Below are 26,471 nucleotides of genomic sequence, written 5' to 3'. Positions count from 1 at the left end.
GCCGCTTCTACGCCTAAAGCGTCAAGCGGCTTATTTCGCAAGCTGCGCTTTACCCAAAAATGGCATCCAGCAGCGGTTTTGTATGATTGATAGGGTATTTAATATAAAGCAGATAGTACACCGTTACGCCTGTAATCGCCGTACAGAACCAGACCACCGAAGTCACAGGTCCGATCCGGCGATGCTTGGCAAGTTCATTCTTGAACCCCCACCGCAGCGTAATAATTCCCATCACTCCGCCCACCGTAGCCAGGACAATATGAAACAGCAAGAACGTCAAATAAAACGGCTTCAGGCTGTCAGGACCACCGAAGGGAGTGCTGCCAAGCAGCACCGTCCGGCTCAAATAAAAGATAAAAAACAGTGTCGCAAACACGCCCGCCCAGATCATGAGCTTCGTATGCAAAGCGATATTTCTCCTCTTGATCTGTATCCAGCCAAGCAGGACAAAAATGGCGCTGATCGCGATAAATGAGGTACTCAACGTCGGCAATATGAAATACATGCTGATTTTCTCCCTCCTCAGTTCGGCAGCGGGTCCCCTTGTTCCCCAAGCTCATCATCATGCTTTTCTTTTCTGTACCAGTTAAAAAACACATAAGCCAAGGCCGACCCGTAAATAATCTCCTGCATGACCTTCATGATGACGCCGCCAAGCTGCTGATCCTCGGCAGGAGGAAATAGGGCAAAGCTCTCCGGGCCAACAAAGTTGCTTAATATAAAATCCGAACCGGCAGGAATACAGTAGCCGAGGGCCATCGCCCACATCTGCGGGTCATTAAAGGTGCTGTATAACGGATTCTCTGCGAAAATAATAAGCGCACAGGCCGGAGTAATCAGCACGCCGTTGGAGAAGATGTAGGCCATCTTGCGCAGCTCGGACAGCTTCTCCGTCTCCGGCATCGGTCCTAGCACCGGCCACCACATCATGAAGGAGGTAAGCAGCAGCACATTGAAATAAACCATATGCACCGCATAATGGGTCATGACGTAATCATGAATGACCGGCATATGATAGAACGAAAAAAACACGTTAAAGCAAAGCACCGTAACAAGCGGATGTGTCAAAAAACGGAAAAACGGGGCGACCGCACGATGGGAAATGACCGGTTGCACAAGCCATTTCGGCAAGCCGAGCAGCAGCAGCGGCGGCGCCAGGAAAAAGGACAGCACCATGGACAGCATGTGCATACTGAACATGAGATGCCCCAGCAGCATAAACGGACCATAGTTCCCGATATAATAGGTGACAAGACCCGCAAGGAACAACAGCCTGCGGCCGATGCTAACCGGCTCACTGTTCACGAAACGGCCCCGTAAAGGACCAACCAGCAGCAAATAACAGGCACCGATGATAATAAAAACGATCAGCGCGCCTGGACTCCATAGATCAGCGCCGCTAAACCTGTCTAATCCCATCATGACCAAAATCCCCCCTTGTACAGGTAAAAAGGGGGCCATAAACTGCGCCCCCTTATCCTACCAGAACAACCAATATACGACTGCAGCTACAGCGGTCAGCGTAACAATGAAGCCAAAGGCCAAACCGACGATTGCGTAACCATGTCCCTTGTCTTTCATGTGCATCCAGAACCCAAGCTGGAACAGTACCTGTACAACTGCCAGGATGAAGATGAACAGCTTGGTGAACGCACTGCCGAGCCCGGCGTATACGCAAAGGAAGGCCAGCAAAGTCAGGAAAATCGATACTGCAAACGAGATGAAATGATTTTTAGGCCCTTCATGAGGGCGGCGGCGTGCGCCTTCTTCATGAGCGTGTTGATTTGCTGCCATGATTTAGCCCACCTTTCCCATCAGATACACGATAGTGAAGATGAATACCCACACGACGTCAATAAAGTGCCAGTACAAGCTTGCTACATACAGCTTCGGCGCGGTCACAACCGTCAGGCCCTTTTTCATGACCTGAAGAATCAGTGTAACGATCCAGAGCAGACCGAAAGCAACGTGCGCTCCGTGGAAGCCAACCAGCGTGTAGAAGGAGGAGCTGAACGGGCTCGTTGTAAAGCCGTGTCCTTCCTTCACATAATGATAAAACTCATAAACCTCTAGAATAAGAAATCCCAGACCAAGCAGAACAGTAACGACAAGCCAAAGCTGCATTTTCCCAACGTTCTTGTTATGCATGCTTTGTACAGCGAGCACGCTGGTCATAGAACTGACCAACAGCAGCAGGGTTGCAAAAGCAACCAGCTTCAAATCAAACAGATGGGCAGCGGTTGGGCCGTCGCCAATTTCATGGCGAAGTCCGATGAAGGTGGCGAACAAGCATCCGAAGAGCACCGTCTCTCCGCCAAGAAACAACCAGAAACCAAGAATCTTATTGCGTCCCTCCAGCGTCGCCGTTTCCGGCTCGGCTGGCAATTGTCCATGCGTATGAGCACTCATGCTTTCCCCTCCTTCTCATCGCGCTGCAATTCTTCAATCTCAATATGGTAGCCGTGATCGTCATACAAGGAGCGCAGAAGCATGCAGCCCAGCGTGACAACAAGACCAAAACCGGCAACCCAGTAGTTATGGTACATCAAGCCGAAGCCGAGAATAAACAGACCAAGTGACATCATGAACGGAAGAATGGAAGCTGAAGGCATATGGATCGAGCTGAGTGGCTCAGCCGGAGTCATTCCTTTACGGCCATCCACTTTCTCCTTAAACAATGGATCCAATGCGCGTACAAGCGGAAGCTGCTTGAAATTATACTCTGGAGCCGGGGACGGAATCGCCCATTCCAGTGTACGGCCATCCCAAGGATCCGCAGGAGCGTCATTCGTTTTCTTCGCCGATGTAACAATAATGTTGATAATCAGCAGAATCGTACCCAAGCTCATTCCAAAAGCACCAATGGTACTAATGAAGTTTGCCCCATCCAGCCCCTGATTAGGCAGGTATGTGAAGTAACGGCGCGGCATCCCCATCAAGCCCAGCCAGTGCTGAACGAAGAAAGTCATGTGGAAGCCGATAAAGAATGTCCAGAACGTCCATTTGCCAAGTGTTTCGTTCAGCATTTTGCCGAACATTTTAGGCCACCAGTAGTGCAGACCCGCGAAGAGACCGAATACCAGACCGCCTACGATAACATAGTGGAAATGCGCGACAACGAAGTAGCTGTCGTGGTACTGGAAGTCAGCTGCCGGTACGGACAGCATAACCCCCGTCACCCCGCCCATGACGAACGTCGGGATGAAGCCTACGGCAAACAGGTTCGCCGATTTATTAAGCGACACTTGACCGCCCCACATCGTGAACAGCCAGTTGAAGATTTTAACGCCTGTTGGTACTGCAATCAGCATGGTTGCGATGGAGAAAATCGCGTTACCGACAGGACCCAGTCCTGTTGTAAACATATGATGCACCCAAACCATGAAGCCGAGGAAACCGATTAATACCGTTGCGAATACCATCGTGCTGTAACCGAACAAGCGCTTACGCGCAAATGTACTAACAACCTCAGAAATAATACCGAACGCTGGAAGAATCAGGATATATACTTCGGGGTGACCGAAGATCCAGAATAAGTGCTCCCACAACACCGGGTTACCGCCCTTGGTAACGTCAAAGTAACTGGCGTTGAACAGTCTCTCAAACATCAAGAGAACAAGCGCAACGGTGATAACCGGAAAAGCGAACAAGATCAGTGCGGATGTAATGAATCCCGACCAAGTGAAAAGCGGCATCCGCATGAAGGTCATCCCTGGAGCACGCATATTAATGATGGTGACCAGGAAGTTAATCCCCCCGATTAAGGTTCCTAAGCCGGCGATTTGCAAACCGATGACATAGAAGTCCATCGCTCTTGTCGCCGTATTCGTAGATAGCGGTGCATAAGCCGTCCAGCCCGCATCCGGAGCGCCGCCGAGGAACCATCCACAGTTAAGCAGAATTCCGCCGAAGAGGAACAACCAGAATCCAAGAGCATTAACGAAAGGATAGGCAACGTCGCGCGCCCCAATTTGCAGCGGAATAATCGCGTTCATGAAGCCAAAGATAAGCGGCATCGCCGCAAGAAAGATCATCGTCGTACCGTGCATGGTGAGCAGCTCGTTGTACGTTTGCGCACTGACGAAATCATTCATAGGCTTCATAAGTTGAATCCGAATCAGAACAGCTTCGAGACCACCTAACAAAAAGAAAATCCCACCTGCAAGCAGGTAGAGAATTCCTATTTTTTTATGGTCTACGGTGGTGAGCCAATCCATAAGCCCTGTGTGCTTTTTCACCGTATGAGCGTGAGCCAAGGTAGTAACCTCCTTAAATAGTCAATCAAGCTTAATCCCAAAATCTATTGCAATTTCTGTGAAGAAATGAAGTCCACAAGCGCATCAACTTGCTTCTCGTTCAAGCCCAGGTCATCCTTCATTTTGCTTCCTTCAATTTTAATTGGATTCGGCATCAGATTGCCCGGCTTCACTTTTTGCGGATCAGCAAGCCATTCCTTCAGGTTGCTTTTCAGAAGCTGCGGATTGATAGCAGGGTTTTCTTCGGTGTGGTTGAACAAGATTCCCGCAACCGTTTGACGTTCGGCATAGTTAGCCAGATTCGGACCAACTTTACCACCTACGATGCCTTTTTTATCACTATCATAAATGGCATGACAAGCAATACATTTGTCTTTGAAAATTTTCTCGCCTTCGCTGGCGTTCGCTGTAACCGCTACCGGCTGCTGCATCTTCTTGACCCATGCGTCGTATTTCTCCGGAGATACCGCGATCACCTTGAAATCCATCAAGGCGTGAGAGGTTCCACAGAGCTCCGCGCATTTGCCATAGTAAACGCCTTCTTGATCCGCTTGCAGGTACATATGGTTAACAGCTCCCGAACCCGGGTTCGTATCTTTCTTACCGCCAAGCGCCGGCACCCAGAAGGAGTGAATAACGTCAGCAGACTGCAGCTCAAAAGAAATGATACGGTTTGTTGGTACGTACAATTCCATGCCTGTTGTAATCTTTTCGTTCAAATACTCGAATTCCCACCAGAACTGATGACCGATAACCTTCACTTGGATCGCATTCGGATCCTGCGTGTAGTCTTTGTCCAGTTTGAAGGTGTAGTAAATTGTAGGTACTGCCAGGATAAGCAGCAGCACAAAAGGAATGACTGTCCAAATAATTTCCAGCGTATGGCTGCCTTCCACTTGCTTCGGATACTCCGTGTGCTCCTTACGTCTGCGGAACTTCACCAGAACGTAGGCATAAATAATAAACACGGTAATCAAAACCAGAATCATGATCCCCAGCGATAGCCCGATTAACCATAATTGGTCTTGTGCTACCGGCCCCTTCGGCTTCAGCGTCGTCAAGTTTTCTTTACCGCAACCCGTAAGTACGAACGTCAGAACCGCAAACAGGGGGATTAAACGCCATACGTTGAGCCACCGTTTCATCAACCATCAACCCCACTTTTAGTTAAAATTGCTTAAATATAATTGGAAGAAACATCGGAATTTCCTTTGAAAAACCGGCGTTTCTTGTCAAAAGATTCTCATCAGTGCACAGAAATAGCACTTTTTTACCATAACCACTTAATAACTATAAATTCGAGCGTCTCTTTTGTCAATGAAGCCATAAAGTCGTTCACAATTTGGTCAAATACGCTCCTAATAGGTTATTTCCATCCCGGTCCCAAATTATGTACTGACCCATTTTTCCGGGCTGTCCAGGCGCATAATTATGCCGCTCATGCCCATGCTAAGTGTATCTTCACCGGCCTTACTAATTCATCCGATAAATACTTAGTCTAAGGAGGAATCGGCGTATGAGAAAGCCGTCTTCAAGACGGATAGCCCTCGGCACTGCAGCTCTGCTGGCCGGGTCCATCATGGCCTCAGCCTGTAACTACGTCAAGCCGGGTGATGACAGGCCTACCGATTACAGCACCCGTTCTTATCATGCCCGCAATGGGTCCGAATCCATGCCGACCCGGCTATGGGCGCTTGGAACGGTCGACCACAATAACGCTCAGCTGCGTTACAGCCAAACTTATTCCGACTGGATTGCTGAAATGAACGGTCTTCGGGATGCCTATGTTTTCGTTACCGATAAAAACGCCTATGTAGCCATTATTCTTGACAAAACCGGAACGGGAATGGCCGGAAAAGGAATCAAGATCACCAGTGACAAATCGATCACCTCGAACGGCTCCCATTATACGCAAGGAACCAGCCGGACGCTTGGATATGGCGAAATCATTTCCGACAAGTATTCTGCCGATACGATTCCGGATCATCGCGATATCTCCAGCAATCTGAAGCAGCAATTAACGGCAAAAATAAAGAGCGTTGTTCCCGAAGCGCAGCATGTATTTATATCGGCTAGAAAAGAATATATTAATGAAATGAGCAGGTTTGCCGGCGAAGCTTGGAAAAACAGGCCGCTCGAGCCGTTCCTGCCCCGGTTCAATGCCGTTGCAAAAGCGGAATTCGGCGGCGCTTAATTCCAATAACACGAAAAAACCTTTTCCTTACTATCAGGAAAAGGTTTTTTCGTGTTATTGAAAACGGCCTACATGAGAAATGAATACTGTAATTATGGCTTCAACAGCCCCGAAACCGTTTGGGCTACTTCGTTTTCCAATGAAACATTCGCTGAAGTGATGCTGATGACGCCGTTGTTATAATCCACATAATCGGTGAATACCTGCTCGCCTAATGCGCGGATAGGCAGATATACGGTACCGTCCACAATTCGAAAGCCCGGATTAATTTTCCCGGCTTCCCGCAGCTCAATCGGCTGTTGTGTTTTGACAACAACCCTCTGATTGTCCGGTTCCCATACGACATCTTTACCAAATACCTGTTTTATGCTATCAATGGAAGCATAAGCTTTGCTGTCTACTGGCGAAATGAATACCGGCTTGTCCAAAACCTGCTTTTGCCCGTCTACCAGGGCAGCTGCCTGTCCGACTTCAAATGCAATCCCCGATTTGTCCACCGTAACCAGAGTCGAAGTCGTTTCCGTGGGCTCCGCAGCTGGCGCTGACTCGTCCTTCACTTCTGCCTGCGCTTCGGTTGCTGCTCCGGTTTGCTCCGTGGAGGAAGCCTCCGCCGATGCTCCCGTTGCTGCTGCGGCTTCACCTTGCTCTACAGAGGAAGCCTCTTCCACTGCAGGGGTGTTCGTATCCGATTGTACGGCACTGCTTGCAGACTCAGACGATACTGCTTTATCAGAGGAAGCAGCTGCTTCCTGAGCAGGAGCAGCCGAGGCCGCCTGTTCTTGTGCATGTATTGCTCCCGGAAGCGAGGAAAGCATCAAAGCTATCATTGTAGAAAAAACCAGCTTTTTTCTTTTTTTGGTATGCATGTTTCAAAACTCCTTTTCCCTTATTAGCTTCATATTATACCACGTAGCTGAAAACAACATTAAATTTTGCAATAAAATTTCCGGGAATATCTTCCAAACCGATTCTTAAAAAAGCAATTCAAAGGTTTTTGCTTATTTTATTAAGGATTTTGGCTTGTATAACCGAAATATATAATATATATCTAAATTCGTAGCAAAGAGGTGCCTAAAGCAAATGGAGAAATCTACCGTAATTGGCCTGGTGCTTGGCATATTGGCCGTTTGCGTCGGCATGGTGTTGAAGGGCGCGAGCATGTCCGCCCTGGTGAATCCGGCGGCAATCCTGATTATTATTGTCGGAACAATTGCGGCGGTCATGATTGCGGTTCCTATGTCCGACCTCAAAAAAGTACCCAAGCTGTTCAAGATTTTGTTCTCCGAGCAGAAGCTCATTCCGAAGAAGCAGCTCATTCAGATGTTTATTGACTGGGTCAGCATCACACGCCGTGAAGGACTTCTGGCCTTGGAAAGCAAAGTCGAGGAAATTGAAGATCCGTTTCTTAAGAATGGCATGCGCATGATTATCGACGGCAACGATCAGGAATTTATTCATGATGTATTAATGGAAGATATTAATGCGATGGAAGAGCGGCACCGTGCCGGAGCAACGATTTTCTCCCAGGCCGGCGCCTATGCCCCGACACTTGGGGTGCTCGGGGCCGTTATCGGTCTGATTGCAGCGCTGAGCAACCTGAATCAGGTCGATCAGCTCGGTCACCTCATCTCCGCTGCTTTCGTAGCGACCTTGCTCGGTATTTTCACGGGCTACGTGCTGTGGCATCCATTTGCCAATAAGCTCAAAATGCTGTCCAAACGGGAAGCCGAAATCAAATTCATGATGGTTGAGGGTCTGCTTTCCATTCAGTCTGGTATCTCCGCCATTGCCATCGAGCAGAAGCTGTCTGTGTTCTTATCCCCAAGCGAACGCTATGCTGAGGATAGCGCCGCAGAGGAGGTCGCCCGTGAGCAAAAAGCACAAGCAGCATCATGAGGAGCACATCGACGAAACGTGGCTCATCCCTTATGCGGACTTAATGACACTGCTGCTGGCGCTGTTCATTATTTTGTTCGCGTCCAGCCAGGTAGACTCCAAGAAATATGAACAAATCATGCAGGGGTTAAACTCCGCTTTTAACGGAGGGGTCAGCGTAATGGAGCCTTCTTCGGTCATTCCCATCAACGACAACCCGATGGATCAAACGAAGAAGGAAGACTATAAACAGCCCAGTCAGGACAATGCAACCGTACTGACCGAGCAGCAAAAGGAGCAGCTGGAAAAGTACGAAAAAGAAATGCAGGATATGAAGGCGCTGCAGGAAAAAGTGGATGGCTATATCCAGGAAAACGGGCTCACCACCCAGCTGGAAACCAAACTAACAGAAGATTTGCTGATGATAACGATTCGGGATAACGCCCTCTTCTCTTCCGGAAGCGCTAATGTAAAGCCGGATGCGCAGAAGCTGGCCGTGGCCATCTCGAATATGCTGTCCCAGTATCCTCAATACCAAGTGGAAGTAGCCGGACATACGGACACCGTGCCGATTCGTTCCCGGGAATTCGAGTCCAACTGGGATTTGAGCTCTAAACGTGCCTTAAACTTTATGAAGTATCTTCTGCAAAACGACCAGGTCGGTCCTGCGCGTTTCAAATCGATTGGCTATGGAGAGTACCGTCCTATCGACACCAACGATACCGAGGATGGGCGTTCCAAGAACCGCCGGGTTGAGGTTTCTATCCTTCGTACTGTAAAACAGCCGGAGCTGAAAAGTGTAACCCAGTAACCGGTTGGCTGCACCGGGCAGCATTGAATGCTTTGAAAATAAGCGGGCGCCGTTCTGATGTAAGAACCGGCGCCTGTTTTTCGTATGGAAATAAGAGTCTGCTCCCAATCCCAACCGCCAGCCAGTTATGATTAGTGGCTTCTCTCGCCCTTATGCATCTAAATAAAAAAATGTAAGCGCTCATCTTATTTTATAGGCTAAACCATGCGGAAATCCCTTGCCGCTGCGCGTTTTTTATGAATGGCATTTTATTTGTAACGCAGGAGGATTCTTCATGTTTAAGCTAATCACTGGTAAAATGTTCGGTTTTGGCCTACAATAAGATATAGAACGACTAAGAGGAGGTAATTCCGATGTATGAGCTGAAGGAAACGGAAATGATTTTTCTTTTTACCGGTCCTGATGGCGCCGGTCGGCGTACAATCGCTGATATGGTAGGCACAACCTTAGGCATAAAGAAAGTGCTGTCCTGTACGACCCGCGAACGCCGCAGCAGCGAAGTGGATGGCCAAGACTATCACTTTGTCACAAAAGAAGCCTTCCTTGAAGCGGACAGCCGAGGCGAGTTCGTGGAAACGGTGGAAATCGATGGGAATCTCTATGGAGTAAAGCATGCGGACATCCAGCATATGTTTCAGGTAAACGGCTGTGTGTATCTGATTGTAAACCCGCACGGTGCCCAAATACTGAGCGAGCGGTATGGCGATCACGTTACCCGCCTGTTTATTTATGCAGACCGGGACACGGTTATCGAGCGGCTGAAGGCCCGGGGCGAAGACGATGAACTCATCGCCAAACATATGTCTCACTATGATGAAACGATGGCCTATCTTCCCGAATGCAAGTATGCTTACGAAAACTCTGATTTGGCCCACACCGCATTTGCGATTACAAACATTTTGGAAACCTATTTGAACCGGAATTTGCTTAATCTGGACTAAGCCGTCCTTGGCTTAAGCCTGTGGAGCATGACTTCACCATGTTAGACAGCGCTTCCAGGCCACAGCACCCCAACAGATGCCTGTAACTCTACCCCGGCAGCCGCTCTACAAAGCGACTCCGGGGTTTGGTTTTTCCAGGCTGGACAAGCGTAGATCTGCTCGAAGGCAATCAGCTGCAGGCTTCATTCTGCACGCAGATCCCCCGACACACAGGTGACGTCGCATCACGAGAATCAAGCGCATCACATGCCGTTTGCCGGCTCCTTTTTTTGGCGCGGGAAGAGCAGTTGTGCGATAATAAGAGGACTGGGCGCACGGGATTAGCGCCTCTTTTTCAAGACCATGCTGAAACGGAACATGACAAAGAGACCCTGGACCCGTCCAGAAGATGAATCAGATGAAAGCTATGCACGCGGAGGCCATGCCTAATCTGAACCATAAGCAGCATTAAAACCCGGCCTGGAAGCGTAACCGCACTTTTGAGGTCATCTAAGGAGGCATACAGCGATGAAGCTGATTTCTATTGAACCTACTCCAAGCCCGAATACAATGAAGCTGAATGTGGATGAGACCTTGGCTAAAGGGGTATACCGCACGTTTACCCAAGCTCAGGAAGGGCATCCCGCTTATGTCAACGCGCTGCTCGCCATTCCCGGCGTAAAAGCCCTGTACCGGGCCGCCGATTTCATAGCGCTTGATCGCAAGCCCCAAGGCGATTGGGCAGCCATATTGCGGCAGGCGACAGAGCTGCTGGGGGCATCTGAAGGGCTCGCTGCGCAAGTCGTGGATGGGCTTACAGAGGAAGCATGGGGTGAAGTGCGTGTGCTGGTCCAAATGTTCCGGGGAATCCCGATGCAGGTGCGCGCTGTCGCCGGGGGCATTCAAGTGCGGGCGGCATTGCCGGAACGATTCACACAGGCCGCCATGACGGCCGGAGCCGCCTCCCCTACGCTGCTGCAGGAGCGCAGACTGGAGGAATACGGTGTTCGTTACGGGGAGCTTGAAGAAATCGCCCCGCAGGTTGCCGAAGAAATTGATGCTTCGTATGACAATTCTCAATTGGAAAGTCTGGTACAGGCAGCCATTCAAAAAGGGCAGGAAACGGAAGCCGGCCATCAGGTCAATACCGCCGCTCCAGAGGAGAACCCTGCGGCTTCCCCAGCCGTCCAATCACGAGCGCGGCTGTCTGTCGATGAAATTGCCGCCCGTTTACAGGATGACGACTGGAAGGTCCGCTATGGGGCCCTGCAGCAGCTGAAGCCGGCTCTGGAGCACCTGCCTCTGCTTTCGGCTGCACTCGCCGATTCCAATGTCTCTGTCCGGCGGTTGGCCACAGTTTACACCGGGGATGTTCGGGAGCCGGAAGCGCTGCCGCTGTTGTTCCGGGCCCTTCAAGATCCATCGGCTGCTGTAAGACGAACCGCAGGGGATACCCTCTCGGACATTGGCAATCCTGCGGCCGCAGGTCCGATGTGTGAGGCGCTGCGCGACTCTAACAAGCTGGTGCGCTGGCGTGCGGCACGCTTCCTATATGAAGCCGGTGATGAAAGCGCCCTTCCTGCACTTCAGGAAGCGATTCGTGATCCCGAGTTTGAGGTCAGCTTGCAGGCCCGGATGGCCGTTGAACGGATCGAAAGCGGAGAAGCCGCAGCCGGTGCGGTATGGCAGCAAATGACCCGGCTGCGGGAAGGCGAATGAAACGAGCATATAAACGAACTAGTAGAGCGAACCTGAAGTACCGTTCATTTCCGGACCGCGAGAAGAACAGCAAGTAAGCTGCAAGTGGGATCGAAACGTAGTTTGGTTAATGAAGGAACAATATACTAGCGCGTAAGGAGTAAAATCCGCGGCCACTGGTCAACGAAGTAAGCCCCGTAAGAAGGAGCTTGAACGTATCCTTCTTACGGGGCTTATCGTTGTCGAATCATCGCCATCAGAATTCATTTGAAGCTGCGGGCGCACCTCGTTCCACCAGCTTGGCGTGAACGACGAGCCGTCCTTCAACCGGGTCCAGATGGTAATCGCACGTAGATAGGGTCACTATCCGATCTTCCTCCGTCACGGAAACTGAGGTCTTGTAAAGAGAGCGCCCTTGAATATCTCGCAAAAAAGAAGAATACTCGTTCAGGCTTTGGAACTCGGTTTGGATGTAATCAAATTCGGTTGTCGTGTAGTACACCGAGAATATCATGAGATCGTAGCTGTTGTACAACGTATCCAAATGAAGCGCCTGATGGGCTTGAAAAAACTCCGGTTCCATGTAATATTTCAGGCTGCCGAACATGGTTTCATCCTTCATGCGGTGACCGTACAGAACCGTATGTTTGCCCGGCTCCATGCTGTCATTCCGAAAATCCATGAAGATGCTGCCTGCCCTAGACTCCTCTCGCTTATAGTTGCGGGTTACATAATAATCATTGTCCGTTGCCTGTACAATTGGATAATCGACAACCGTACCGTCTATTTTGAGCCACCCGACAAGCTCCGGATTAATCTCCAGCAAAGCGCGGAACCTTGGTCTTGCCTCAGCCTGATGTTCATCCGATGCAGCTGTGCCTGACCCCTGCTCATCCGTTTCGCTTGCATGATACAGGCTCTGAGCTTGCGCCAGCACCTCCCGGTTATCGTGATATCCGATAAAGATGCTCGCCAGCTCGTAGGCGCAAAATAGAAACGCCCCCAGCCAGACCAGAGTCATCGCCCGCTGAAACAGAACGCTGCGCCACAGCTTTCTCATGAATTCAGCCATCCTTGCCCCATCACCCTCTTAAATGCCGATCGGCACCATGTAAAGCCCTGTGTCCTTGTCATCCTTCACAAGGACATCTACGCCATAAATAGCTTTTACCGTTTGCTCTGTAATCACCTCATGAGGCTCGCCCTTCATGACGATTTCCCCGCTCTTCATGACGATGATCTGATCACTATAACGAATGGCCTGATTAATGTCGTGCAGCACCATAACGATGGTCAGCCCGTAGGTTTCATTCAAGCGCTTGACCAGCTCCAGGATTTCAATCTGGTAGTAAATGTCCAGAAATGTCGTAGGCTCATCCAAAAAAAGAATAGGCGTTTTTTGAGCAAGCGCCATCGCTATCCAAACCCGCTGCCGCTCCCCCCCGGAAAGCTGGTCAATGGTAACCGTCCGTTTCCCTTCCAGGTTCGTGCAGGACAGCGCCCAATCGATTGCCTTCTCATCCTCTTCCCCATTCTGGGCGAACAGGCTGCTATGCGGCAGCCGGCCATAGCTCGTCAGCTTCTCCACCGTCATATCCGAGGGCGCATCGTTATGCTGATGCACAACCGCCAATTTCTTGGCCAACTCCTTCGGCTTGTAGGTGTTGATGGCTTTCCCGTCCAGAATCACCTGACCGCTGCGCGGAACGTAGTTGCTCGACATGACGCCGAGCAGAGTTGATTTACCGCATCCGTTGGGCCCAATAATGGCGGTCACTTTGCCAGGCTGAATCTCGCTGCTTACCGATTTGAGCTGATCCGTCTTTTTATCATAGGAGAACGTAATTTGTTTAATTTCCATGAATTCGGCCACTCCTTCTAAGCATAAAAATCAGGAACGGTCCGCCAATCACAGTCATGATGATCGATGCGGGAATTTCAGTTGGAGCCAGAATCGTCCGGCCCAGCGTATCCGCAGTCAGGATAAGCAGCGCTCCGGCTAACGCCGAGAACGGAATAAGCACTTTATGATCGGAGCCGACCAGCATGCGGGCAATATGCGGCACCAGCAAGCCTACGAATGCGATTAATCCGCCGATGGCCGTTGCAACCGCAGACAGCAGAACAGCCACAATGGAAATAAGCAGCCGGGCTTTCGTTACATTCAGGCCGAGATTCCGCGCGGATTTATCCTGCAGCGACAGCATGTTGCACCAGGAGCACAGCAGCAGAGAAAGTATCAGCCCGATAGACCCGTAAACGACCATCACTTCAACATCATTCCATGTTTTCATCGTAAAAATGGAGGTCGTAGCCTGATTCACGCTCCCTGCGGCATAGCTCCCCCGGTAATTAAACGATTGGCCGAGCCCTGTAAAGGTCGCATTAATAGCGATACCGACCAAAATGATCCGCAGCGGACTGAGCCCGGAATTCCATGACAACGAATAGACCAAAAAGCAGGCAAATGCGCCGCCCAGAAAACCAAATACCGGCAACCAGAAAAACAAGGTTGGAAAAATCGATACAAACAAAAGCGAAATAAATCCGGCGCCTGAGGAAATCCCAATGACCCCTGCGTCCGCCAGCGGATTTCTCATTACGGCTTGCAGCAGTACCCCGGAGACAGCCAAGGCCGCGCCTACGAACATCGAGACGATAATTCGCGGCAGCCGCAGGTCCTTAATAATATTGACGCTTTTGTTCGTTCCGCTGATTAATCCCTGCACCAGTTCGATACTGCTCACCTTGATGCTGCCTGTGGTTGCGGAAACAAAAGCGACGACTACGAGCAATATAATAACCGTGACAATGCTAATCCATTTTTTATTCATACTCGTTCCCCGATTAGAAGAATAGCGCCTTTACGGCATGATTCCAAATATATTGGGCCGTACAGTGCGGTAAATAAACCAATTGCAGCTCCGGGACCCATTATTCCGGATACATCATCTTCATCAGCTCATCCAGCGCCTCAATGGCGGCCAGATTGCCCGTAGTTCCAAACAAACGTTCTTCCAAATCGTACACCCGATTATACTTGACCGCATCAAAATGCTTCCAGATGTCGTTTTTCTTGAACTCCTTGTCGAACATCTTAACGACCTCTTCCGGCATACCGTGCGCAGCTCTCAAAATAATATCCGGATTCGACTGCTGCAGGTATTCGGTGTTGGAAGCCAAATACTCTACAGACTCACCTTGAACAATATTTTGGCCTCCGGCAATTTTGACCAAATCGCCGATATAGGAATTTTCCGTAGCCACCAGATAGCTGCCGGGAACCCCTAATAAAATCAGCACGCTTGGCTGGTTCTTGCCTTCGATTTTCTTTTTGATCTCCGCTACTTTATCGCTGTATTTGCCTACAACAGCCTGGGCCTGTTTCTCCCGGCCGTATTTCTGGCCCAAGGATACGATGGCCTTATTCATTTCATCAACGCTGGTCAGATTCAAAAAGCTGACGGGGACCTGGGCATTCGTAAAGTTCGGTTCCAAATCATATTGCAGCGTAGTCACCGAAAGCACTTCCGTCGGATTTAGCGATTTTACAAGCTCCATGTCAGGGGCCATCGGATTGCCGACCTCAAGCAATCCGTCGTAACGCTTAGGGAGCGTTTTTACACTCTTCGGAATTCCAATCAAATCGAGCTCCAGCGCATCCGTAATTTCCGTGACCGCCACCGTTGTGGAGACCAGGCGAAGATCGTGATCCGCCGCTTGCGCTTCCTGAGCAGGCTCACCAGCCTGGACCGAGCAGCCGGCAATGAGCAGTGACAATGCCAAAGCCATTGCGGTAGATTTCAATGTAGGCATGAGGAATTCAAGCTCCTTTCATTTTCATACTATCACCGTAAAATGCCATGGAGCCCGGCTCAAAATCACGAAGGACGCCAGTTGCCCGGCATCCCCGTGAATGAACATTACTCTGCGTCAGTCTGTGCTGTTTCGGTGTTGTCCTGTTGGTCAGCGGCTGGGGCTTCATCTGTTGAGGCTTCCGCTGCTTTTTGGGCGTCCGCCAGAGCTTGTTGTGCTTGAATGTGATTCAGCATGGATACGATTAAGGTCACGGCCTCCGCGCGTGTCGCGTTGGCTTGTGGAGCGAACAAATTGTTATCTCTTCCGTTAATCAATCCGGTATTGGCTGCAGCAACCACATAAATTTTGGCCCAGTTCGGAATATCGTCTGCATCTGCAAAAGAAAGTCCGGCATTGGCCTCGGTCGTCAGCTTAAGCGCGCGGGCAATGATCGCCGCGATTTCCGCACGGCTGATTTGACGATCGCTGCGGAATGTATTGTCCTCGTAGCTGCCGATAATTCCTGCACTAACTGCCTGCTGCAGGTATGGCTGCACCCACAGTGGAATCGAGTCCAAATCGTCATAGCTCAGGTCCGCCGGGTCGCCGTTCAATCTCAGCGCACGGCTAATCATGATCGTGAATTCTGCACGGCTAACCTCATCATTTGGACGGAATGTCGCATCACCATAGCCGTTGACGATGCCAAGGTCGACTGCTTTCTCAATGTTCGCTTTCGCCCAGTGGTCTTGAATATCCGTCAGGCTAACAGTTCCCGGCCCAGGCTCGCCGTTATCCGGCTGCTGTCCTTCACGAACCTGAATAGTGCTCGTATCGAACGTAACCTGAATGTCGTGAGTTGTGCCATCCTGCAGCCGCACTTGAGCCTCCAGCTTCTTCTCCAAATCCTCCACTTCAAACTGATACACCTGGGTATTATCATCAGGATTCAAATGGCTGATTGCGATTGGAGCGGTCAGCTTGCCGTTTTTCTCTAATTTGAAATCCGTAATTTGATTCCCTTGGTTGGTCATGAACGAAACGTACAGGTTACTGCCGCCTCGAATCGTCAATCTGGCCGGGTGAAGCATATAATCGTTCAGGAACGATTTCTTGGAAATGTTGTTGTGCTCCAAAATCGAGAAATCCATATTGTAGTCGCCATTGACAAGCTCTTTGCCGTTAATGGTAACCGATGTCCCGCCACTGCCGCCTTTCGTAGACGAACCGTCGGAGAGAAGCTTCATGCTGGATTCATCGACCTGGATTTGAATGTCGTATTCATGGAAGTAATTCATAGCTGGCCAATCAATTTTGACCCATCCATTTACAGTCGCCGACAGATCCGGGAACGGGAATTCCACAACCCGGGTATTTTTTTCTTCATCCTCACTCACTACGCTGACTGCGGACAAGCTGCCATCCTGCTCCACTTTGAAATCAGTAATTTCTTTGCTTTGCTTCAATGTGAAGGAAAGGTATTTCTGGCTGCCTTCTACACGCAACACACCTGGCGTGACAACATAGCTCTGCATAACGGAGCTTTGAGTTGTTCCGTATTTCAAAATTTTGTAGTTGATGCTATATTTCTTCGTTACTGGTGTAGCGGTTCCGCCACTGCCGCCACTACCTCCACTGCTGCTTCCGCCCGTTCCCGGGTTCGTAGTTGTGGAAGCCTGAATATTCGCGAATGCGATTTTGAACGTATGCACCTCAGATGCATTATCCTTCGTTACAAATGTATTCACAATGTACGTGGAGGCCATATCATCAAGCTCGAACTGGTAGCTTGTTGTGCTGGCCGTCGAATCCGTGGCCAAGACCTGCACCCATCCGTTTTGCTTCGCTGCCGTTGTAGTCAGCGGGTAAATGTCTTCCGTTGTGTTGTCGGCATTCAACTTCTGCAGTTTGGTAATCGTTACGCCGCTTTTGGCTGTAATGGTAACGATATGCTTCTGATTTTGGGCCTTAATCGTTCCTGAGCCTGTCAGATAGGTGTTCAACGCTTCTGTGTCGTCAGAGGACGTCAGGTTAAAGGTATAGCTGCCCGTATCGAGCACCGTTCCTGGATTTACAGGAGTCGAAGTGTCAAACCAAACAATGCTGCTTTTGTCGAATTGGAACTGGACCTGGTAGCTGTTGTCGTAAGGGAACGGCAATATGCCATCCGGAATTTTAATATGCGTATATGCGTTTAGAGCCGAAGACAAATTGTCAACGTCGAAAGACACCGCTCTTTCATACACGTTGTACGTCAAACCGTTCGATACCGCTGTTCCAACTACCGTATCCGCCGTTACAATGTCTACGTCTGTCAGTACCCCGTTCTTCTCTACTTGCAGCTGCTTAATCCAGTCGCTGTTTGTCAGCGTCAGCTCAATCTTGTATTTGCCGTCTGCTACAGTCAGCTTGGCCGGATGCTTGGTATAGCTGTCCATCACAGAGGTTTTGGTTGTTCCGTTCTGAAGAACACTAAAATTAATTTTATAAATTCCGTTCTGCAGATCATCCGGGTTAATCGGCTTGATTGCAGATGCCTGGAAGGCGGCATAAGCAGTTTGCAAGGCTGTCAGCGCCTGGTTTACTTGCGCTTGCGTCGCAGCCGAGCTGCTTGCTACCGTTTGAGCCGACTGAATGGCGGCTTGCAGCGTCGCTTTCGCGCCTGCAGGATATTCGCCGATTGCAGCTCCTTCCACTGCGTTGTTGTAGGCAGCTTCTGCCGTTGCAATGAAGGTATTGAGCGCATCTTTAGTTACTGGAACCAGGATGTTGACACTATGTGCAATATTAGGAAATGACAAGGAATTATCCGGACGGCTAATGGCGTAAACATCGTTCAAGTAAACAACCGCATAGGTTGATTCTGTGACTGATTTCGCAGTAAACGTCAAATCAATAAATCTGCTATTGGTCGTCAAGTCTGCCGCGCTTTGTGCTGTAACTTGAACTGTTCCCGGCACGGCCTCCGTCGTCGTTACAGTCAGTTTCCCCGTTGTAAGCACGGAGGCTGCCTTGGAGAATGTAAGCTTGCTTGGATCATAAGCTACTGTGAACTGGTGCTGATATACATTTTCATAAACACTGTCAGTGACGCCTGTAAGCTTATAATTCAGTTTGAATTGTGCTCCGTAGCTCACATTCAAAGGGCCGGTTAAAATTGCAGATGCAATAGGCTGGCCAAGGTTCGAATCAAACTTGAGACGGAGGTTGTGATCCATTTCGTAAGGGCTGCCGTTGGCCATTGTCGATATATGCACCATCGCATTTACAGGGGTGTCCAAATCTTGAACCTCAAATTGAACAGTCCTTGTATTTGCCACTGTATCGATACTGATGACCGAAGTATCGGTCAGCACTCCATTTTGCTCTACTTTGAAAATCGGTACCGTTGTATGGTTATTAATCACGGCCGTTACAATTCTTTTGCCCTGCTGAACCGTTAATTGTCCTGGCTTATTAAAATACGAATTCATGCTGGAGGTTTGCTCTTTTGTCGCATGCATCGCTGTAAAATTAAAGCTGTAGGTTCCGTCAGCAATATACTTGGCGATGCTGGCTGTATCGAACTTCAAATAAATATCATGGTCTTTCTCATACGCTGTCCCGCCAGCTACAGTCGAGATATGTACCTGAGCATAGGTGTAATCGGTCAAATCGCTATCGGTAACCGGGAATTCAATAACTCTTGTATTCGTAGATACATCTGTACTTAAGACTGTGGAACTAATCCATTCATCATTTACTTTCACTTTAAAGCCGGTAACGATATCACTGTCTTTTACCGTAAAGGATACCTTCTTACTTCCCTGATTGGCAGTCAGCTTAGCTGCTTTGAAAAGGTAAGAATCCATGGAGGATGCCTTTTCTTTTGTGCTGTCCAGCGCCGTAAAGTCGATGCTGTACACGCCGTCGGACAAGGAGAACGTAATCACCGAAGCAAGATAAACGGTCAGAGCCGCCTGCAATGCCGCTTCCGCATCAATAACTTCCTGCGGTGATGCATCGTTATTGGCCTCAACGGCTTTGGCAGTAGTAATTGCCGTTTGAAGCGCGCTTCGGGAAGCTGTGGAATATTGACCGTTCAGCGTTCCTTCAGCGGTGGTATTGAAGACTGTTTGTGCTTCACCGATTTTGGCTGTAAGCCCTGTTCGGCTAACAGGCTTAATTTCAGAATCATTGTAATATTTCAGAGCCGCTTGAACGATGTATGAAGTGACTGCTGTTTGTTCTGGCGTGATGCTTGAATTAGCCGCAATAACTTGTGCAAATGTAATAGCGGAATTCAGTCCGGTCCGGGTTGCTTTCAGGAAGGTTCCCCCGGTAGTGCCTGTAGCAGTGCTGTCATATCTTGTTTTTGCTTGGGAAATTGCATCATTCAAGGCAAGACCGGTGTTCAAAGGAAGCACGCTTGTAAGGTCGAAAGCGTATTGAACGGTGTAATAGTTGTCATACTCGAATGGTAATACTCCATCCGGTATTTTAATGTGCATATAGGAATTCAATTTTTTCGACAAATCCGGCACTAGAAATTTATCAATCCGGCCATTCCAATCATAGGGAACGGAACCGCTTGTAATGGTGGCAAGCTTCGTATCCGGGATAACCCGTTCTGTATCCTGATAAACCTTGGTTCCATTCGCGCTCGTATCCGTTTGCAGGCTTTTGGTCCAATCACTGTTATCGAGGTAGGTGTAGATGTAAGTTTGACCGTTTTTCACTTCAAGTACGGCACGCCGTACTGAATAGGTTTCCATCACCGATCCTTCGGTTGTACCGTCCTTATAGACCCGGTAATCAATACTATAAAGTCCGTCATCCCATGTATCGGCTGCACTGACAAACGGAATTTGAATGGTCGACAACAGAACGCAGACCATCATAAACGCAGATAACCACTTTTTTAACCTCGTCCCCAAAACCAAAACTCTCCCTTCTCTTCTCAACAAACAATTCATGTGTACTGTATAAATATTAAAAGCGGCAAGGGTAACCGCTGTAGGGGGAAGCTTCCTCTCTGCACCGCTACCCTAATCCCTTTTACAACCAGTCCTGTATGGCCTGACTTGTAGACCTAGGCCTTCTATATCGCAATTCTACCGGTTCAATGGCTTATATTTGCGGACCAGGAAGAACAAGGACGCTAAGCCAAGGACGATAAGTCCTGTAATCGGGGCTGTATCGCCGGTTTGCGGATTGCTCACCGCAGCTGCACTGCCGGCGCTTGCCTCAGGCTTTGCTTTGGCATCGGCGGCAGGGGCTGCATTGGATTTGGCGGCCGGCGCGGCGCTTGAGTTGGCTTGTTTCGCTGCCGGGGAAAGAGCGGAAGCCTTCTCGGAGGCCGTGTTTGCCGGAGCGCTTGCCGCAGCCGGTTGACCCGCCGCGCCGCCGCTGATTGGTTTAAGACTCTTGGTGTCAAAGTTAAAGCGAATCGTATAGTCATGATCATATTCGATGTCTTTTACAGTCACATGGATTTTGGAAACCAGCGGCCTCGAGATATCTTTAATGCCGAATTCCACATCCCGGGTATCTTCAGCTTCATCTGTGCCGATAACCTTTGTATCAACAAATCCGCCGTTGCTCTCGACTTTGAAGACGGTGACCCATTTGCTGTGATTTACTCGCATTTGCATGGTCATTTCGCCGTTTTTGACGACAATTCGGGCCGGTTTTTCCCAATAATCATTGGCCATGGAAACCGAGTCGTTCTCCGCCTTCAACACCGTATAGTTGAGCGTATACGTGCCGTCGGACAAGGTGTCTGCCGCGAAAGCGGAGGGCATCATGAAGGCCATTAGCAGAAACAGCAATAAAACAAAGGACGGAACCAGCTTCTTTATTCTCATTTCTTCTCCTTTACTTTGCCAAGCGTGATGGGTGATGGTTTAATACAAGGCTATGCAAGCGATAGACAATGATTCTTATTATCAATTGCAAAGAAAAAAATAATAATGATAATTATTCTCACTAAATACTGAAAAAAAAGCCTCTTGCTGTTTGCTGGATAAACCAATGTGGTGATTGCATTATGCTGTGTGGTCATGGTTTGCTCTCTATAAACTGAACCAGCAGTGACTAGACAGAAGCCAGCGCCATACCAACACCTCTGCTTTCCATGTCATAATTTGCTATCCAACAAATCACGTTACGATATTAGCTTACCTTTTGAAAGATTGTCAACCCGTGTTTAACTTGACTGAATTTTCTTGTAAACGCTTTCCTATTGAAAAAGAAACGGAAAACGGGCGTAACTACTGCATTGATGCCGGTGAGGAACGCTAAAAAAAATAAATTTTCCGCTCCGTATTCCCCAAATATTGTATTGACATTGAAACTGATATTCATTATCGTTAACAATGATTCTCATTATCATAAAGTTGCATAATATGATTATCCTATTCGGATTCTGAATGACTTGGCTACAAATGAATGACTGGAGGACCTCATGAACAAGCTAACACTCCTAATAATGACCGCTTTACTCTGCGCAGTAATCGGCTGCAGTTCAACCGCTCCAACCACTTCCGGAGCTGCCGGCTCTGGCGCAAACTCTTACACTATCCAGGATTTCGCCGGGCGTACCGTAAGCTTCCCGGAAGTCCCGAACAACATCGTTGCTCTCAGCAACGGCGAATTGGAGCTTATTTATGCGCTTGGCAGTAAGGTCGTAGGCCGTCCAACCTCCACATCCCCTGTTCCTGTCAAGGAAGCTGCTGATGTACAGCAGGTCGGATCGACACACGGAATCGACTTGGAAAAAATCGCGGCTCTCAGCCCTGATGTCGTGCTCGGCAACAATCCCCTGAATACCAAGGATATTGCCTCGGTGGAAGGCATCGGTTCCAAAATGGTACTTACCAATGCCAACTCCATTGAAGAGATAAAGAAGCAAATCCAGCTGTTTGGCCAAATGCTTCAACAGACAGACAAAGCTAATGAACTGACACAAGCCATTGATACAAAAGTCAAGGAGCTTCAGGCCGCACAGGGACCGTCCAAAGTACGAGTTCTTATGGTTTATGGCGCTCCTGGGACATACATGGCCGCACTCAATAATTCACTCAGCGGCGACATACTGAATCTGGCCGGCGGTGAGAATATTGCCGCTGATTACCCGAGTCTGGAAAGCTATCCGCAATACGCGCAGCTGAACACAGAAAAAATGATTAAATCCAATCCGCAAATCGTACTGCTTATGACACACGGGGATACAACTAAAGTGAAGGAAGGCTTCTTGAAGGAAATGCAGCAAAATGCGGCCTGGAACAGTCTCGATGCCGTTAAAAACAATCACGTTGAGGTGCTTCCCTCTGACCTGTTCGGCACGAATCCGGGGACGAGAATTGTTGATGCACTGGATACGATGAACAAGCTGCTTCAAGCCGTGAAGTGATGAAATGAATAAACAACAACGCAGCAGAAGAAGGAAGTTCGCCTTAGCCGTTGCTCCGATACTGCTCCTTCTGATTTCCTTCTATGGTTTAACCTACGGCTCCGTGCCGATTTCACTGCACGACATATGGGCCGTTTTTACCGGTCAAAGCGAGCCGATGCACGAAAAAATCATTATGAACTTAAGGCTTCCGCGCGTCATTATCGGCCTGTTGGTCGGAGCTTGCTTGGCGGCATCCGGCGCATTGCTCCAGGGCGTTATGAAAAATCCGCTGGCCGACCCCGGAATTATCGGGGTTTCCGCCGGCGGCGGCCTTGCTGCTATCATGGCGATGATTGTCCTGCCGCAATACAGCTATTTGCTGCCTGCTGCGGCCTTTGTCGGCTCATTTATAACCGCTCTCATCATATACGGGATTGCCTGGGACAAAGGCGCTTCTCCGCTCAAAATCATTTTGGCCGGCGTCGCGATTAACGCTTTATTAGGTGCAGTTACCAATGGGATTATGGTGATTTACAGTGACCGGGTGCAGGCGGTCCTGCCTTGGCTCGCCGGCGGCTTGAGCGGTCGCAGCTGGTACCATCTGGAGTTTATGCTGCCTTATGCTGCAGCAGGCCTGCTTATCTCGTTCTTGGCGATTAAGCCGTCCAATTTGCTGTTACTGGGTGATGATTCGGCCCAACTGCTCGGTCAAAGGGTTGAGCGGCAGCGCTTCTTCATTATTGTGTTATCTGCCTTCCTGGCCGGTACCGCCGTCAGTGTCGCCGGACTCGTCGGTTTCGTCGGGCTCGTCGTTCCACACGCCATTCGCTTGATTCTTGGCGATGATTACCGTGTCCTGCTTCCGTATTCCATTCTCGGAGGAGCAATGCTTGTTGTGCTGGCAGATACGATCGCCCGTTCCTGGTTCGACCCGATTGAGCTTCCCGTTGGTGTTCTGCTCGCAGGACTAGGCGCGCCGTTCTTTTTATTCTTATTGAAGAAACGGAGAATCATGTGATGACAGCCATCCAAACCAGGCAGGTGGGTCTGAATGTCGGGCACTTTCATCTTCATGACATCTCGCTTACCATTCCAACCGGGAAGATGACGACAATTGTCGGGCCGAACGGTTCCGGGAAATCTACGCTGCTCAAAATCATTACGCAGCTGCTACAAGCCGATCAGGGCGAGGTGCTCATCTATAATCAATCGGCAAAGCAATATAAACCCATTGATTTGGCCAAAACGATGTCTATGCTGCCGCAATCCAAAGGCATACTTCCCGATTTAACGGTGAGAGAGCTGATCAGCTTTGGCCGTTCCCCGCATAAACGGTTATTTGGTCGCTTGACCCAAGAGGATGAGCACATCATTGACTGGGCGATGGACGTTACAGGCACCAAGCGGCATGAGGACCGGATGTTCCAAACGATGTCGGGAGGTGAGCAGCAAAAAGCACGTATTGCGATGGCGCTGGCACAGAAGACGGACATCATCCTTCTGGATGAGCCGACGACGTACCTGGACATTGCTCATCAATTGGATGTCATGGAGATGCTGCAGCACATCAACCAGAAATACAACATCACGATCGTTATGGTGCTACATGATCTTCAACAGGCCGGGGCGTACTGTGACTATATGATTGCTATGAAACAGGGGAAGGTCGTAGCTACAGGAAAGCCGAAGGAGCTAATCACTTCATTCTTTTTAAAGGATGTTTATCATATTGAAGCCAAAATAAAGTTTGAAGATGATTATCCAATTATTATTCCGATTAAACATCCAAATCATGGGAGGAATTAAAAATGGTTATCGTAACGAACACCTCGAAAATCACGAAAGGCAACGCACATAAGCTGGTAGAGCGTTTTGACAAAGTCGGAAAAGTGGAGTACATGGAAGGCTTCATCGGTCTGGAGGTTATGCTGACTGAGAATACACCGGATTATGATGAAGTTACTGTAAGCACCCGTTGGGAAGCAAAAGAAAACTTCCAGGCATGGACACGCAGCGATGCTTTCAAAGAGGCTCATGCTCACCGTGGCGGTTTGCCGGACTACATTCTGGATAACAAAATCGCATTCTATGAAGTAAAAATCGTTCGTAACGCAATTAAAGGCGAAGCTCCAGAGGCCGTTGAAGCAGTGGAAGCAGCAGAGTAATCCGATTGGAGTTACGAATGCTGCCGTATGAGCACAGCGATATATCGCTCTTATTCAAAAATAAAAAACCTGTACGCAATGGTGTACAGGTTTTTTATTCAGTGCTACTAAGCAGCATTATTGAATATAGTTATTTGAAATCAAAGAACCTCCCCCTGACAGGTCGTCAATTGTTTTTGTGTTTTGAATAAAGTCACAGTTGGTAATCCTCCCAGCAGACATCATCTTAACCCCTGTTGCCAAGTTTTTAAAAAGACACCGATCTATAATCGTCCTCTCTCCTTCAGCTGCAATTCCATTATCAACCATTCCTGTTCCCCGAAAAAAACAATCACGAATGGTTACTTCAGCCCCACTAACATTATATATCATGGTCGAACCCGCGTTTGCAAAATGGCAATCTTTAATGATTAAGCCTTGACTGCTTTCATTAATATAAATTCCTGCCATTTGGTGATTTAAAAACTGTATTTTTTCAATTAGCTGTGTACTATGCATTGTACCTCCGGCAGCTATTGTTATACCAGCCAAGTTCGGATATTGAGCACTCGTATAGAATATATTCATTCCATCTATACTAAAATTCCCGATCAGGTAGTTTAATGAATCAGTGGATTCCCAACCGTCTGAAGTAATATCAATGAGAGGCCCGAATTGTGCCCCCCATCGTCGAAGTGTTGTTACCCCCATTCCCGCGCCAATGATTTGAACTGGCTTAGAGCCATTCGTATAGCTTGGATATAATCGTATAGCTCCTGAAATTTTATAAATACCCTCTGTTAAGAATATAGCTCCTCCACTTTCTGTATTTTGTGATAAATAATTGATTGCTTCCTGAATCTGAATTTGATCATTTTGTCCAGAACATACATAATCGGCGCCGTCTTTGGATTTCTCGGATGCATTGGATGCAGCAACAATAAGTGTTGATGTTCGGCCCTTTGATGCATTGTTATTGCTCGTTGTGGAGATAGAGATGTTCCCACTTCCATCGAAATACCCCGTTCCTGTTACAGCGCCTGTTAATTCGATTTGTCTTGTTGTTTCCAGTTTTGTTGCTGTTGCCGAGTTCCCGGTTAAATCCCCAAAAAAACGACTGGCTTTTACATCCCCGGATACATTCAATTCCCCCTGGACAGTAGCTTCGCCAGTAATAAGCGTATCCCCATGAATTGAGAACGTTGTATCATTCATAGATGCAATCGTCGTATTATTTACGTCCAATTTAATCCCTTTTTCATTGTAAACCTTGAGTTTTTGATCAGTAGCATCTATCTCGATCCCTACTACTGCTGTTCCATTTTGTTTTAATTCTACCCACTCTGAACCATTCCATATTTTTTGTGTAGCCATTTGTAACCCTCCCAAATAAAAATGAA

At 48.8% G+C, this 26,471-nt stretch carries 23 protein-coding genes; 9 read left to right on the top strand and 14 right to left on the bottom strand.

Annotation, left to right across the window (positions count from 1 at the left end):
* Positions 1–49 precede the first annotated feature (49 nt).
* The 6 genes from WBG83_RS08870 to coxB are packed head-to-tail and all read right to left on the bottom strand — an operon-like array spanning position 50 to position 5,401.
* Positions 50–505 (bottom strand): DUF420 domain-containing protein, encoded by a 456-nt coding sequence (locus WBG83_RS08870; protein ID WP_336744569.1) that lies wholly within the window; start codon positions 503–505, stop codon positions 50–52.
* A gap of 17 nt (positions 506–522) precedes the next feature.
* Positions 523–1,461: a cytochrome c oxidase assembly factor CtaG gene (gene ctaG / locus WBG83_RS08865; RefSeq protein ID WP_336744567.1), complete on the bottom strand. Its 939-nt coding sequence runs from the start codon at positions 1,459–1,461 to the stop codon at positions 523–525.
* A gap of 18 nt (positions 1,462–1,479) precedes the next feature.
* The gene (locus WBG83_RS08860) at positions 1,480–1,794 is read right to left on the bottom strand and encodes a cytochrome C oxidase subunit IV family protein (protein WP_336744566.1); all 315 of its coding nucleotides are present in this window, start codon (positions 1,792–1,794) and stop codon (positions 1,480–1,482) included.
* Between the two features lie 3 nt (positions 1,795–1,797).
* On the bottom strand, positions 1,798–2,409 hold the full coding sequence (locus WBG83_RS08855; RefSeq protein WP_336744564.1) for a cytochrome (ubi)quinol oxidase subunit III: 612 nt from the start codon (positions 2,407–2,409) through the stop codon (positions 1,798–1,800).
* Positions 2,406–4,256, bottom strand: coding sequence for a cytochrome c oxidase subunit I (ctaD, locus tag WBG83_RS08850; RefSeq protein WP_336744562.1), 1,851 nt, complete (start codon positions 4,254–4,256; stop codon positions 2,406–2,408). The genes WBG83_RS08855 and ctaD overlap by 4 nt, the downstream gene beginning before the upstream one ends.
* Before the next feature lie 44 nt (positions 4,257–4,300).
* Positions 4,301–5,401 carry a cytochrome c oxidase subunit II gene (gene coxB / locus WBG83_RS08845; protein ID WP_442955812.1) on the bottom strand — a complete coding sequence of 367 codons (1,101 nt, stop codon included), beginning with the start codon at positions 5,399–5,401 and terminating at the stop codon, positions 4,301–4,303.
* 371 nt (positions 5,402–5,772) lie between these two features.
* Here coxB and WBG83_RS08840 point away from each other — a divergent pair, with 371 nt between their 5' ends.
* Positions 5,773–6,450 (top strand): hypothetical protein, encoded by a 678-nt coding sequence (locus WBG83_RS08840; RefSeq protein ID WP_336744558.1) that lies wholly within the window; start codon positions 5,773–5,775, stop codon positions 6,448–6,450.
* Between the two features lie 92 nt (positions 6,451–6,542).
* On the opposite strand, the gene WBG83_RS08835 is transcribed toward WBG83_RS08840, so the two are convergent.
* Positions 6,543–7,316, bottom strand: a complete 774-nt coding sequence (locus WBG83_RS08835) for a stalk domain-containing protein (RefSeq protein WP_336744556.1) — start codon at positions 7,314–7,316, stop codon at positions 6,543–6,545.
* A gap of 214 nt (positions 7,317–7,530) precedes the next feature.
* Between WBG83_RS08835 and motA the strand changes: the two genes are divergently transcribed.
* The 4 genes from motA to WBG83_RS08815 all read left to right on the top strand — a co-directional run bounded on the left by motA (position 7,531) and on the right by WBG83_RS08815 (position 11,775).
* Positions 7,531–8,346 (top strand): flagellar motor stator protein MotA, encoded by an 816-nt coding sequence (gene motA, locus WBG83_RS08830; protein ID WP_336744554.1) that lies wholly within the window; start codon positions 7,531–7,533, stop codon positions 8,344–8,346.
* A complete protein-coding gene (locus WBG83_RS08825; protein ID WP_336744552.1) occupies positions 8,318–9,136 on the top strand; it encodes a flagellar motor protein MotB in 819 nt (272 codons plus the stop codon). The genes motA and WBG83_RS08825 overlap by 29 nt, the downstream gene beginning before the upstream one ends.
* Positions 9,137–9,489: 353 nt before the next feature.
* The gene (locus WBG83_RS08820) at positions 9,490–10,077 is read left to right on the top strand and encodes a guanylate kinase (RefSeq protein WP_336744550.1); all 588 of its coding nucleotides are present in this window, start codon (positions 9,490–9,492) and stop codon (positions 10,075–10,077) included.
* A 507-nt stretch (positions 10,078–10,584) separates the two neighbouring features.
* Positions 10,585–11,775 carry a conserved virulence factor C family protein gene (locus WBG83_RS08815; RefSeq protein WP_336744549.1) on the top strand — a complete coding sequence of 397 codons (1,191 nt, stop codon included), beginning with the start codon at positions 10,585–10,587 and terminating at the stop codon, positions 11,773–11,775.
* Between the two features lie 235 nt (positions 11,776–12,010).
* Here the strand turns inward: WBG83_RS08815 and srtB are convergent, their stop codons facing one another.
* The 6 genes from srtB to isdC form a co-directional block, all read right to left on the bottom strand.
* Positions 12,011–12,814 carry a class B sortase gene (srtB, locus tag WBG83_RS08810; protein WP_336744548.1) on the bottom strand — a complete coding sequence of 268 codons (804 nt, stop codon included), beginning with the start codon at positions 12,812–12,814 and terminating at the stop codon, positions 12,011–12,013.
* A 30-nt stretch (positions 12,815–12,844) separates the two neighbouring features.
* Entirely contained in the window at positions 12,845–13,615 is a 771-nt protein-coding gene (locus tag WBG83_RS08805; protein ID WP_336744547.1) for an ABC transporter ATP-binding protein, read from the bottom strand.
* Positions 13,605–14,588, bottom strand: a complete 984-nt coding sequence (locus WBG83_RS08800; RefSeq protein ID WP_336744546.1) for a FecCD family ABC transporter permease — start codon at positions 14,586–14,588, stop codon at positions 13,605–13,607. Before WBG83_RS08800 ends, WBG83_RS08805 begins: the two co-directional genes overlap by 11 nt.
* 100 nt (positions 14,589–14,688) lie before the next feature.
* Positions 14,689–15,570 carry a heme ABC transporter substrate-binding protein IsdE gene (gene isdE / locus WBG83_RS08795; RefSeq protein ID WP_336744545.1) on the bottom strand — a complete coding sequence of 294 codons (882 nt, stop codon included), beginning with the start codon at positions 15,568–15,570 and terminating at the stop codon, positions 14,689–14,691.
* Positions 15,571–15,677: 107 nt separating this feature from the next.
* Complete coding sequence (locus tag WBG83_RS08790) at positions 15,678–20,468, bottom strand: NEAT domain-containing protein (RefSeq protein ID WP_336744543.1); 4,791 nt, start codon at positions 20,466–20,468, stop codon at positions 15,678–15,680.
* A gap of 177 nt (positions 20,469–20,645) precedes the next feature.
* Entirely contained in the window at positions 20,646–21,398 is a 753-nt protein-coding gene (gene isdC, locus WBG83_RS08785) for a heme uptake protein IsdC (RefSeq protein WP_336744542.1), read from the bottom strand.
* Positions 21,399–21,997: 599 nt separating this feature from the next.
* Between isdC and WBG83_RS08780 the strand changes: the two genes are divergently transcribed.
* The 4 genes from WBG83_RS08780 to isdG are packed head-to-tail and all read left to right on the top strand — an operon-like array spanning position 21,998 to position 25,092.
* A complete protein-coding gene (locus tag WBG83_RS08780; RefSeq protein WP_336744541.1) occupies positions 21,998–22,945 on the top strand; it encodes an ABC transporter substrate-binding protein in 948 nt (315 codons plus the stop codon).
* Between the two features lie 4 nt (positions 22,946–22,949).
* The gene (locus WBG83_RS08775) at positions 22,950–23,945 is read left to right on the top strand and encodes a FecCD family ABC transporter permease (RefSeq protein ID WP_336744540.1); all 996 of its coding nucleotides are present in this window, start codon (positions 22,950–22,952) and stop codon (positions 23,943–23,945) included.
* Positions 23,945–24,733 carry an ABC transporter ATP-binding protein gene (locus WBG83_RS08770; RefSeq protein WP_336744538.1) on the top strand — a complete coding sequence of 263 codons (789 nt, stop codon included), beginning with the start codon at positions 23,945–23,947 and terminating at the stop codon, positions 24,731–24,733. The genes WBG83_RS08775 and WBG83_RS08770 overlap by 1 nt, the downstream gene beginning before the upstream one ends.
* A gap of 2 nt (positions 24,734–24,735) precedes the next feature.
* On the top strand, positions 24,736–25,092 hold the full coding sequence (gene isdG, locus WBG83_RS08765) for a heme oxygenase (RefSeq protein ID WP_336744536.1): 357 nt from the start codon (positions 24,736–24,738) through the stop codon (positions 25,090–25,092).
* Positions 25,093–25,209: 117 nt separating this feature from the next.
* Here isdG and WBG83_RS08760 read toward each other — a convergent pair whose 3' ends face one another.
* A complete protein-coding gene (locus WBG83_RS08760; protein WP_336744535.1) occupies positions 25,210–26,445 on the bottom strand; it encodes a right-handed parallel beta-helix repeat-containing protein in 1,236 nt (411 codons plus the stop codon).
* Positions 26,446–26,471: the final 26 nt, after the last annotated feature.

The sequence above is a fragment of the Paenibacillus sp. y28 genome (assembly GCF_037137075.1).
Classification (GTDB): Bacteria; Bacillota; Bacilli; order Paenibacillales; family NBRC-103111; genus JBBBNV01.
The sequence above is the reverse complement of the archived record's forward strand: the minus strand, read 5'-3'. Positions and strand labels throughout refer to the sequence as shown.